Source organism: Phenylobacterium sp. (assembly GCF_044371015.1).
Taxonomy (GTDB): domain Bacteria; phylum Pseudomonadota; class Alphaproteobacteria; order Caulobacterales; family Caulobacteraceae; genus Phenylobacterium.
Map to the genome: position 1 here is coordinate 1 of NZ_JBILUK010000094.1, position 11,536 is coordinate 11,536.

Below are 11,536 nucleotides of genomic sequence, written 5' to 3' on the forward strand. Positions count from 1 at the left end.
CCGCGGAAAGCCCGGAAGCCCGCCCTTAGCTCCTCACCTTGACATAGTCGCCGGGCGCATCGCCGAGCGGGGGAAGGGGGCCTTGGGAGGGGTCGCGAGCGGGGACCATGGGGCCGGAGCGGGCTTTCAGCCAGGCGGACCAGTGCGGCCACCAGGAGCCCGGGGTTTCGACCGCGTCGGCCTGCCAGGCCTCCAGCGTTTCGGGGAGCTGGGGGTTGGTCCAGTGCTGGTACTTCTTGGCGACCGGCGCGTTGATCACGCCCGCAATGTGGCCCGACCCGGCCATGGTGAAGGTCGTGGGGCCGCCGAACAGCCGCGCGCCCTTGTAGACCGATCGGGCGGGGGCGATGTGGTCTTCCTTGGAGGACTGGACGTAGATCGGAACCTTCACCCTGGAGAGGTCGATGGACACGCCGTCGAGCACCAGCTCGCCCCTGGCCATGGCGTTCTCGCCATAGAACTTCCGCAGATAGAAGGTGTGCAGCGTCTTGGGCATGCGGGTCTGGTCTGAGTTCCAGAACAGCAGGTCGAAGGGCTTGGGTTCCTTTCCCAGGAGGTAGTTGTTGACGAAGAACGACCAGATCAGGTCGTTGCCGCGCAGGGCGTTGAAGGTGTCGGCCATGGTCTGGCCGGAGAGCACGCCGCCGCCCTCGTCCATCTTGGCTTCGAGGTCCTTGAGCCAGTCCTCATTGGTGAACAGCAGGAGGTCGCCGGCCTCGGAGAAATCCTGCTGGGCCGCGAAGAAGGTGGCGGAGCCGATCGACGTATCGCCCTTCACAGCCATGTGGGCGAGGGTGGCCGAGAGCAGCGTGCCGCCGATGCAATAGCCGACGGTGTTGACGTGATCGACCCCGGCCTGACGCCGAGCCGCGCCGACGCCCTCATAGATGCCCTGGCGCATGTAGTCTTCGAAGGTCTTGGTGGCGAGGGCTGCGTCGGGGTTGACCCAGGAGGCGACAAAGATGGTGAAGCCCTCCGCCACCAGCCAGCGGATCAGCGAGTTCTCGGGCCTGAGGTCCATGATGTAGAACTTGTTGATCCACGGCGGGAAGATCAGCAGCGGGACCTCATGGACCTGATCCGTTGTGGGCGAAAACTGCAGCAATTCGATGATTTCATTTCGGAAAACCACTTTGCCCGGCGCGGTGGCGACATTCTCGCCGATCTTGAACATCTCGTAGTCGGTCTGGGCGATGGAGAGCTGGCCGCCGCCGCGCTGGAGGTCGGCCTGGAAGTTCTGCATGCCGCGGACCAGGCTCTCTCCGCCGGACGCCATCACCTCACGCAGGGCTGTGGGGTTTGATGCCAGGAAGTTTGAGGGCGAGAAGGCGTCGGTCAGCATGCGCATGAAGAACTCGACCCGCCGCTTCTCCATCGGATCCACGCCATCGACGCCGGAGACCATGTCGTTCAGGAAGCCGGCGGTCAGCAGATAGGACTGCTTGATGGCGTCGAAGACTGGATTGTCGCTCCAGTCGGGATCGAGAAAGCGCTTGTCTCCCTTGGCGGGGGTCGCGACGGGGGGCGGGGTTTCCCCGCCGGCCCGCTTGGCCATCGACTGCCAGAGATCAAGATAGCGGGTGAAGAGCTCGCCCTGGGCCCGCATCAGCCGGTCGGGCTGAGCGGCCAGGGCGCCCATGACCTGGGTCAGGGCGGGGGCGACATGGAACGGGTCGGGCGAGAGCGCGGCGGGCCTCTCCGCCTGGCGCAGGGCCATTTCGGCGATCGCGCCCTGCGCGGTCATGGCGGCCTTGGCGAGGTTGAGCGACAGCTGTTCGATCTGGTTCCGCTGTTCGGTGGTGAACACGGTGGGATCGAAGGCCGGTGTCGCCGGTCTCGGCGGCGGCTCGGCGGCGGCGGAGGGCCCGGGCGGCGGCGGAATCATTGCGGCCGGATCGGCCTTAGCCTTCTTGCCCTTGCCGGTTTTGCCGGACTTGGACTGGCCGCCTTTCGTTTTTCCGCCCTGTTCGCTCATCCAAGCCTCCTCCGGAAGGCCGCGCGCCCTGCAAACCGCGCGCTCTTTCGCCATCCACGATCATCGCCTATGACCGGACGCAGATGTCCACGCCCCAGACACTATGGCTGAGCGCCACCCGCCTCGTCACGCCTTTAGCGGCGGGGATGTGCGCGCTGTCGCTTGGCGGCTGCGTCGGCGCGGCCTTCGGGGATTCGAAAATCGACCCGGCCTCGCCGGTCGCCGCGGACGTGGCGCGGCTGACGCGACAGGATGCGCCGTTCCCGACCTTTGCGAGCATTCCCAAGGCCCCGGCCGACGCCGCGCCCGGCACGCGCTATGGTCGCAGCGCTCAGGCCGTGCTGGCGGAAGGCGCGGCGCTCGAACAGGCCACCGCGCCAGGAACCTGGACCCTGGACGGAACCGACGCCTACGCCGAACGCGGGCGTCGCGACGCCGGCCCGGAACTTGATCCGCCGAATCCGGATGAGGCCGAAGCCTTCGCCCGGGCCCTGCGGGACCGAGCTACACCGCCTCCGCCGCGCTGAGGCCCGCGATCCGCGGGCGTAGGCGCCGCGCGAGGCGTAACTTTTCCGCAACCCGGCTTGGCGGACATAGCCCACACGTCTATCCAGGCCCCACCTCAGCTCGCAGATCGGCCGCATGGGCGAAGCGCGGCGCAAGAGCTCCGACAATGACACCTGAATTTCACCGTATCCGACGCCTCCCGCCTTACGTTTTTGAGGAGGTCAACCGCATCAAGGCCCGCCTGCGCGCGCAGGGGACCGACATCATCGATTTCGGCATGGGCAATCCCGACATGCCGACCCCGAGCCATATCGTCGACAAGCTGATCGAAACCGCGCGCGACCCCAAGGCCGGGCGCTATTCGGCCTCGAAGGGCATCGCCGGGCTCCGCAAAGCCATGGCCGGCTACTACGGTCGACGTTTCGGGGTGAAGCTCGATCCCGAGCGAGAGGTGATCGCCACCCTGGGATCGAAGGAGGGCTTCGCCAACCTGGCCCAGGCGCTGACTGCACCGGGCGACGTCATCGTCTGCCCGAACCCGGCCTATCCGATCCACGCCTACGGCTTCATCATGGCCGGCGGTGTGATCCGCCACGTGCCGGCGGGCAGCCCGGAAGAGTATCTCTCGGGAATCAGCCGGGCGGTGAAGCACTCCGCTCCGCCGCCGAGCGTGCTGATCGTCAGCTATCCATCCAATCCGACGGCGCAGTGGGTGGATCTCGACTTCTACAAGGAGGTCGTGGGCCTGGCGAAGAAGCACGACATGCTGGTGCTCTCTGACATCGCCTATTCCGAGATCTATTTCGACGACAATCCGCCGCCGTCGCTGCTGCAGGTGGACGGGGCCAAGGACATCGCCGTTGAAGTGAACTCGCTGTCCAAGACCTTCGCCATGGCCGGGTGGCGGGTCGGCATGGTGGTGGGCAATGAGCGCATGTGCGCGGCTCTGGCGCGGGTGAAGTCCTATCTCGACTACGGCGCCTACACGCCGATCCAGGTCGCCGCCGCCGCGGCCTTGAACGGACCGACCGATTGCATCGATGAGATCCGGGCGATCTACAAGGGTCGACGCGACACCCTGGTGGAGTCGATGAAGCGCGCCGGCTGGGACATTCCGGCGCCGCCGGCCTCGATGTTCGCCTGGGCCAAGCTCCCGCCGCAGTACGAGCAGGCCGGATCGATGCTGTTCTCCAAGCTGCTGATCGAGGAGGCCGGCGTCGCCGTGGCGCCCGGCATCGCGTTCGGGGAATACGGCGAGGGATATGTGCGCATCGGGTTGGTCGAGAACGAGCACCGGATCCGCCAGGCGGCGCGCAACGTGAAGAAGTTCCTCGGCAACGCCGACGAGATCCTGGGACGGGCGCACAACGCGCTCGCGGCGCAGTGATGGACAGTCAGGAACGCCGTCCCTGGGGCATCGGCGTCGCGGGCCTCGGCACCGTCGGCGCCGGCCTGATCGACTTCCTCGGCGGCGATCCAGCCTTCGCCCCGGCGGGCGGACTGTTCCATGTCAGCGGGGTCTCGGCGCGGTCGCGATCACGCCCGAGACCGGTCGACATATCGAGCATCCCCTGGTTCGACGATCCCGTGGCCCTGGCCCAGGCCAAGGAAACCGACATTTTCGTCGAGCTGATTGGCGGGTCGGACGGTCCGGCGAAGGCGGCCGTCGAGGCGGCCCTGCGGGCCGGCAAGCCTGTGGTCACCGCCAACAAGGCCCTGATCGCCGAACACGGGGCCGAGCTGGCGGCGCTGGCGGAGGAGATGCGCGTCCCGTTGAAGTTCGAGGCCGCGGTGATGGGCGGAGTGCCGGCGGTCAAGATCGTGCGCGAGGGGCTGGTGGGCGAGACCATCAACACCATCGCCGGCATCCTCAACGGCACCTGCAACTATATCCTGACCGAGATGGAGACCTCGGGGCGGTCGTTCGCCGATGTGCTCGGCGACGCCCAGCGCCTGGGCTACGCCGAGGCGGACCCGACCATGGACGTGGGCGGCTTCGACGCCGGCCACAAGATCACCATCCTGGCGGCCCTGGCGTTCAACTGCACGCCGGACTTCAAGGCCGCAGAGGTGGAGGGCATCGAGCAGATCGAACTGCTCGACATCCGCATGGCCAAGGATCTCGGCTATCGCATCAAGCTGATCGCCTCGGCCGAGCGCGCGGGAGACGGCGCGAGGGTGCGGGTGCGGCCCTCGCTGGTGCCGCTGGATCATCCCCTGGCTCAGGCGGGCGGGGCGCTGAACGCCCTGTTCATCGAGGGCGACCGGATCGGACGGTTCTTCATCCAGGGGCCCGGCGCGGGGGCCGGCCCCACCGCCGCCGCCGTCGCGGCCGATCTCGCCGATGTAATGACCGGCGGCTCGCGGCCGACCTTCCAGGCGCCGGTTCAGGACCTGCCGCCGCTGCAGCGTGTCGATCCCCGCCAGATGACCGGCCGGGCCTATATGCGCTTCCTGGTCAGGGATGAGCCCGGCGTGATCGCGGCGGTATCGGAGACCCTGGCCGAGGCCGGCGTCTCTATCGAGAGCTTCCTGCAAAAGCCCTCCGAAGGCGCGGCGGGCGTGCCCATCGTGCTGACCACCCATGCGGCTCCGGAAGCCACCCTGGCCGAGGCGGTGGAACGGATCGCGGGCCTGTCGGCGGTGCTCGACCGGCCACGGATGTTGCGGATCGTCCGCATCTAGGCTCAAAGGCCCTCCAATACAGGGACGGAGACGACATGACTTCCCAAGTGCTGGATCGTGGACTGGTGCTGGACGCCGTCCGCGTGACGGAGATCGCCGCTATCGCCGCCTGGAAGCTGGCGGGCCGGGGCGACGAGAAAGCGGCCGACCAGGCCGCCGTCGACGCCATGCGAACGGCGCTGAACGACCTCGATATCGACGGCGAGATCGTCATCGGCGAGGGCGAACGCGACGAGGCGCCGATGCTCTACATCGGAGAGAAGGTCGGTCGCGGGAAGGGGCCCAAGATCGACATCGCGCTCGATCCGCTGGAAGGCACGACCCTTACCGCCAAGGCCATGGCCAATGCGCTGGCGGTGATGGCCTGGGCGCCTAAGGGCACGCTGCTCAATGCGCCCGACACCTATATGGACAAGATCGCCTGCGGCCCCGGCTATCCGGCCGGCGTGATCGATCTCGACAGGAGCCCGGCGGAGAACGTCACGGCGCTGGCCAAGGCCAAGGGCGTCGAGACCAGCGAGATCACCGTCTGCATCCTGGATCGTCCGCGCCACGCAGAGATCATCGCCTCGGTTCGCGGCGTGGGCGCTCGCATACACCTGATCACCGACGGCGACGTGGCGGGGGTGATCAACACCGCCGACCCGGATACCGGCGTCGACCTCTATGTCGGCTCGGGCGGCGCGCCGGAGGGCGTGCTGGCCTGTGCGGCGCTGAAGTGTGTCGGCGGTCAGTTCCAGGGCCGCCTGGTGTTCCGCAACGCCGACGAGCGGGCCCGCGCCGCTCGCGTCGGCATCACCGATCTCGACAAGAAGTACGACCTGCACGAGATGGTTCGCGCCGACGCGATTTTCGCGGCGACCGGCGTTACCAAGGGTGCGCTGCTCGATGGCGTGAGCGTCAAGGACGGCTTCGTCCACACCCACACCCTGGTGATGAACTCCGCGACCCGGACAGTGCGTGAAGTGCGGATGAAGCGGCCCGCCTGAACGGCTAGGGGGCGTACGACAGCCGGCGCGAGTGTCTTCGGGACGAAACACGATGATGTCATTTTCGTCGTGCAAGAACCCTGGAAGCTTTTCGGCGCCCTGCGGTCCTGCATGCATCGCGGGCCGCCTTAGCGGGCCCAAGCCATGGAACGGGGGCGAGGTTTCGAGATGATGCGCTCAGTCTTCAGCGCCGCCGCCGGACTTCTGATTGCCGCGCAGGTTGTGATCGGCGGGCCTGCCCTGGCGCATGGGGACCGCCCTGGCGCGCCGATCCCGCCCTGGCAGCAGGCGTCGGCCTGGCCTGATCGAGTGGTGGTGACCTTCGCCGCCGACCCGGCCCGGACCCTTGCGGTTAGCTGGCGGACCGACGATACGGCGAAGGCGACGCGAGCCGAAATCGCCCGAGCGACGCCGGATGCGCGGTTCGACCTGGCTGCTCGCTCAGTGGACGCCCAGACCGAGCGCCTGGATCCTGCGAAAATCGCGCTGGCGGGGCAGCTTTTCGATGTGCCGCACAACGCCGCGCTTCCAGCCGTTCGGTATCACTCGGCGCTGTTCGAGGGCCTCGAGCCCGACACGCTTTATGTCTATCGGGTGCAGGGCGCGGCGGACCAGTGGAGCGAATGGTTCCAGGTCCGCACCGCCCCGTTGAAGGGGCCGGTCACTTTCCTCTACCTAGGGGACGCGCAGAACGGAATTCTATCGCACTGGTCGCGTGCGATCCGGGCCGCTTACGCAAAGGCGCCTGACGCGCGCTTCATCATCCATGCTGGAGACATGGTGGATACCGGCTCGCGCGACTACGAGTGGGCGCAGTGGTTCAAGGCCGTTGGCTTCATCCACGGCATGGTCCCAGCCGTGCCGGTCGCGGGCAACCATGAGTACTCGCGCGTCAGCGCCGCGCCCAACGAGCAGCGGCGCGCGCTGTCGCAACTCTGGCGGCCCCAGTGGCGGCTGCCACAGGTGGCCGACCTGCCCGCTGATCTGCAGGAGACGGCCTACGCCGTCCGCTACACCGATGACCTGCATGTGTTTGTGATCGACACTATGGGCGCGGATCTCAAGGTCCAGGCAGCTTGGCTCGACCGCGAACTCGCGAATTCCAAGGCGCGCTGGCGGGTGGCGACCTTCCATCACCCCGTGTTCTCTTCCGGCAGGGATCGAGATGACCGCATGCGCCGCGACATCCTTCTTCCGGTCCTGAAAAAGCACGACGTCGACCTGGTGCTGCAGGGCCATGACCACACCTATGCGCGGGGCGGCATTCCCCAGACGCCGGAGCGTCTGTCTGCTCAAGGCTCGGCGGCCGGGGCGATCGGGCCGATGTTCGTCAACTCGGTCTCGGGACCCAAGCAGTACGTTTGGCGCCAAGAAGGCTGGAAGGACTACGCCGAACATGGTGTCCAGCTTCAGCGCAAGGGCGAGAACTCGCAGTTCTTCCAGGTTATCAGGATCGACGGCGAGCGCCTGGCCTACGAGGCCTGGACAGTGGACGGCCAGCTCTACGATGCCTTCGCGCTTGAGAAGGGGCCCGGTGGCAAGCGGCTGATCGCCGGAGCCGCCGCGACCATTGATGAGCGCGCCTTTTCCAACACTGCGCCTTACTCCACATTGAAGCTCGACTGATTCTGGGCTCTTCGACCCCGCAACGGGGCGACTCCGCCCCATTCTGACGCACGCCTGCGGCAAGAGCGCTATGGCGACTCGCTCGGGCGGGGCGGATAGTTCGCATCAAGTGAGGGCGCGTGGCGGACGGATCGACGAATCTCGGCTTTCTTGGCGTGTCGGCCTCGCTGTCGGGGCGACCTTGGCGGGCGCGGGCGGCCGATCCCGAACTGGCGCGCCGCCATCAGCTGGCGCTCGGCCTCTCCGAGCCGCTGGCCCGGGCGCTGGCCGCACGGGATATCTCCGAGGCGGAGGCGGCCGATTTCCTGGCGCCGACGCTCAAGGCCCTGTTTCCGGACCCCTCAAGCTTCGCCGACATGGATCGCGCGGCGACCCTGTTGGTGGACGCCCTTGAGGCCGGGCGCCGCGTTGTGGTGTTCGCCGACTATGACGTCGACGGCGCCTCATCGGCGGCGCTGATTGTACGCTGGTTCCGCGCCATGGGCCGCGAGCCTGCGATCTATGTCCCCGACCGCATCATTGAGGGCTACGGCCCGTCGCCGGCCGCATTCCGGCGGCTTAAGGCCGAGGGCGCGGAACTGGTGGTGACGGTCGACTGCGGCGCCGCGGCGACGGATGCGCTGGCCTGCGCGGCTGAGATCGAACTGCCGGTCGTGGTGATTGATCACCATCTGATGCGGCCAGGGGAGATTCCGGCGGTCGCCGCGCTGGTCAATCCCAATCGGCCGGATTGCGGCTCAGGACAGGGACACCTGGCGGCGGCGGGCGTGGCCTTCGTGCTGCTGGCGGCGCTGAACCGGGAGGCGCGGCGGCGTGGCCTGGGGGAAGGTCCGGACATCCGCGCCTGGCTCGATCTGGCGGCCATTGGCGCAATCTGCGACGTGACCCGGCTGACCGGCTTCAATCGCGCCCTGACGGCTCAGGGCCTGAAGATCATGTCCGGCTGGGCGAATCCGGGGCTCAAGGCGCTGATGGCGGTCGCCAAGGGCGGGGAGGGCGCGGCGAGCGTCTTTCATGCCGGCTACCTCCTCGGCCCCCGCATCAACGCCGGGGGGCGGATCGGAAGGTCTGACCTGGGCGCGCGCCTGCTGGCCACCGATGATCCGGTCGAGGCTGCGGCCCTCGCGGCGGAGCTGGACGGACTCAACACGGAGCGCAAGGCCGTCGAGGCCGAGGTCCAGGCAGCTGCGATCCGACGCCTCGAACAGTCCAACGCCACCGAGGGCCCGTGCCTTGTGGTCTCCGACGACGGCTGGCACCCAGGCGTGATCGGCATCGTCGCCGGCCGGCTGCGCGAGCGCTTCCGTAAGCCGGTGATCGTGATCGGCATCGATCGCGCCGCCGACGTGGGCAAGGGCTCCGGCCGCTCCCAGCCGGGCGTCAACCTCGGGCGCGCGGTCCAGGCCGCCTATGAAGCGGGCCTGCTCCTGGCCGGCGGCGGCCACGCCATGGCGGCCGGACTTTCGGTGCGCCCGGGCGCCATCCCCGAACTCACCACGTTTCTCTGCGAGCAGCTCGAGACCGAGAGCGCCGCCGCCACCCTGGCTGATGGCTATGACATTGACGCCCTGGTTACAACGCGCGGCGCCGACCGGGCTCTGTGGGCCGACTTCCAGCGGCTGGCGCCGTTCGGGCCCGGCAATCCCGAGCCGACCTTCGCCCTGGCCGACGCCCGGATCGAACGTCCGATGGCGCTGCGCGGCGGGCACGTGCGGGTCACGCTCACCGACCCGTCCGGTGGGCGCCTCAAGGCCGTCGCCTGGCGTTCGGAAGACACCGAGCTGGGCCGGAGACTGATGGCGGGCGGCGCGCTGCACGTGGCCGGCAAGCTCAAGCCTGACGACTGGCAGGGCCGCGAAAGCGTGGAGTTGGAGATCGAGGACGCCGCCGATCCGCGCCGAGTCTAGCTGCGCTTGCAGGCCTCGGGGAAGGCGTTTATAGAGCGCGCCTTCGCGTCACGCGGTCCCTTCGTCTATCGGTTAGGACGCCAGGTTTTCAACCTGGAGAGAGGGGTTCGACTCCCCTAGGGACTGCCACGCGATTTCCCCCACACTCGCTTCCTGGGCGTATGCGCCTGACGCGCCGGTTGTTTCGTCTCGGCAATTTCCTTGACGCCCGCACCCCTTCGAGAACACTGTTATAGGTGTATCGGGCCCGTCACGGGGTCGCGGACTCCGGGGGGGGGGAGTACGAACGTGCAAGAGCTTGAGTCTGGTGATGTATCGCCCGCCGTTCGAATCTCAGGCCGGGTCAAATGGTTCGATACAGGCAAGGGCTACGGCTTCGTCGTTCCGGACGATCCTCAGGTCACCGATCTCAAGGATGTCCTGCTCCACATCACCAGCCTCCGGCCCATGGGCCGCGAACACTGCCTGGAGGGTTCGGCGATCACCTGCGACGTGGTGCGCCGCGCCAAGGGCTGGCAGGTCGCCGAAGTGGTGCAGGTCGATGAGAGTTGCGCCACGCCAACCGAGCGTCGTGTTGGCGAAGACAGCCGCAATGGCGCGCCCCGGGCCGCCCGGCGCCCATCCGAGGCCACCGGTCCGCTGGAAAGCGCCAAGGTCAAGTGGTTCAACCGCGCGAAGGGCTATGGCTTCGTGGTGCGTGATTCCGGCCCCGGCGACATCTTCGTCCACATCGAAACCATGCGCGACGCCGGCATCGAGGACCTGCAGCCGGGCGACAGCGTGATGGTCAACTTCACGGACGGCCCCAAGGGCCTTGTGGTCGCCGAAATCCGGGAGTCTAACCTCGCCTGATCATCAGGCGCGGGAGTCGCGGCGACGTGTTGCATCTGAAGTTCGCGTGCGGATTGGGCGTAGGCCTCGCCTTGCTCGCCGCCATGCCGGTCCAGGCCCAGTTACCCCGCCAGGATCCCCGCAACTGCGTCGGCCAACCCGAGATTCGGCCGCTGGAGCCGCTCTCGACCAAGACAGCCCGTGGCGAGACCTGGTTCCTGGTCGAGGTGGCAGACGATCCGCGGGAACGGGAGTTCGGCCTGATGTGCCGCCGCGCGGTCGCTCCGGACCGGGGCATGCTGTTCGTCTTTCCGCGCGCCGACATCCAGGCGTTCTGGATGCGCAATACGCTGATCCCGCTCGACATCATCTATATCGACGCCAGGGGCAGCATCGTCTCGATCGCCAACGCCCGGCCGCTGGACGAACGTCCGTTGCCCTCGTCCGGTCCTGCCCGTTTCGTGCTGGAACTGGCCGCCGGTCGCGCCGCGCAACTGGGCCTCAAACCCGGCGACCGCATCCACCATAGGAGCATCCCGCGTGGATGACGTGATCCCCGATCCGCCGCCCGGTTTCGTGCTCAGCCAGGGCAGAGGCCCATTCTCCACGCTCAACGGGCCCTATTTCCACCGCCCCGACGGCGGGGAGGTGATGACCCAGGCTTTCTACGCCCTGCCGCGCCACACCAACGGAGTCGGCATCGTGCATGGCGGCATGCTCAGCGCCTTCACCGATGGGCTGCTGGCGGCTGCGGCCAGCCGGGGCAGCGGCCGGATCGGCGTGACCATTCACCTCTCGATCGACTACCTGCACATGGCCCGAAAGGGCGACTGGGTCATCGGCGAGGCGAGACTCACCCGCGCGACCCAGGACGTAGCCTTCGCGGAAAGCGTGTTGCGCGCCCGCGGCGTCGACATCGTCCGCGCCTCGGGCATCTTCAAACTGATGGCGCGGCGGGACGGGTAGGCGAACTCCTCTCCGGGAGCCCTTCTCCAGCGGATAGGCGCGGCAATCGC

10 protein-coding genes and 1 tRNA gene are annotated in these 11,536 nt (G+C 67.8%); 10 read left to right on the forward strand and 1 reads right to left on the reverse strand.

All coding sequences use genetic code 11. The features are described from left to right. Nucleotides 1-25 precede the first annotated feature (25 nt). A complete protein-coding gene (phaC, locus tag ACIQ3R_RS09655) occupies nt 26-1,975 on the reverse strand; it encodes a class I poly(R)-hydroxyalkanoic acid synthase (RefSeq protein ID WP_397417807.1) in 1,950 nt (649 codons plus the stop codon). 83 nt (nt 1,976-2,058) lie between these two features. On the opposite strand from phaC, the gene ACIQ3R_RS09660 reads away from it, so the two are divergent. The 10 genes from ACIQ3R_RS09660 (at nt 2,059) to ACIQ3R_RS09705 (ending at nt 11,486) form a co-directional block, all read left to right on the forward strand. Continuing rightward, complete coding sequence (locus ACIQ3R_RS09660; protein WP_397417809.1) at nt 2,059-2,502, forward strand: hypothetical protein; 444 nt, start codon at nt 2,059-2,061, stop codon at nt 2,500-2,502. A gap of 146 nt (nt 2,503-2,648) precedes the next feature. After that, entirely contained in the window at nt 2,649-3,869 is a 1,221-nt protein-coding gene (locus ACIQ3R_RS09665; protein WP_397417811.1) for an LL-diaminopimelate aminotransferase, read from the forward strand. Further along, nucleotides 3,869-5,167, forward strand: a complete 1,299-nt coding sequence (locus ACIQ3R_RS09670) for a homoserine dehydrogenase (RefSeq protein WP_397417813.1) — start codon at nt 3,869-3,871, stop codon at nt 5,165-5,167. Before ACIQ3R_RS09665 ends, ACIQ3R_RS09670 begins: the two co-directional genes overlap by 1 nt. Nucleotides 5,168-5,202: 35 nt before the next feature. After that, nucleotides 5,203-6,156 (forward strand): class II fructose-bisphosphatase, encoded by a 954-nt coding sequence (glpX, locus tag ACIQ3R_RS09675; protein ID WP_397417815.1) that lies wholly within the window; start codon nt 5,203-5,205, stop codon nt 6,154-6,156. Nucleotides 6,157-6,324: 168 nt separating this feature from the next. Continuing rightward, a complete protein-coding gene (locus tag ACIQ3R_RS09680; RefSeq protein ID WP_397417817.1) occupies nt 6,325-7,782 on the forward strand; it encodes a metallophosphoesterase in 1,458 nt (485 codons plus the stop codon). Nucleotides 7,783-7,901: 119 nt separating this feature from the next. Beyond that, on the forward strand, nt 7,902-9,689 hold the full coding sequence (gene recJ / locus ACIQ3R_RS09685; protein WP_397417819.1) for a single-stranded-DNA-specific exonuclease RecJ: 1,788 nt from the start codon (nt 7,902-7,904) through the stop codon (nt 9,687-9,689). 54 nt (nt 9,690-9,743) lie between these two features. Next, nucleotides 9,744-9,818, forward strand: a tRNA-Glu gene (locus ACIQ3R_RS09690). 159 nt (nt 9,819-9,977) lie between these two features. Beyond that, nucleotides 9,978-10,541, forward strand: a complete 564-nt coding sequence (locus ACIQ3R_RS09695) for a cold-shock protein (protein WP_397417821.1) — start codon at nt 9,978-9,980, stop codon at nt 10,539-10,541. Between the two features lie 29 nt (nt 10,542-10,570). Further along, nucleotides 10,571-11,068, forward strand: coding sequence for a DUF192 domain-containing protein (locus ACIQ3R_RS09700; RefSeq protein ID WP_397417823.1), 498 nt, complete (start codon nt 10,571-10,573; stop codon nt 11,066-11,068). Then, on the forward strand, nt 11,061-11,486 hold the full coding sequence (locus ACIQ3R_RS09705) for a PaaI family thioesterase (protein WP_397417826.1): 426 nt from the start codon (nt 11,061-11,063) through the stop codon (nt 11,484-11,486). Before ACIQ3R_RS09700 ends, ACIQ3R_RS09705 begins: the two co-directional genes overlap by 8 nt. Nucleotides 11,487-11,536 lie beyond the last annotated feature (50 nt).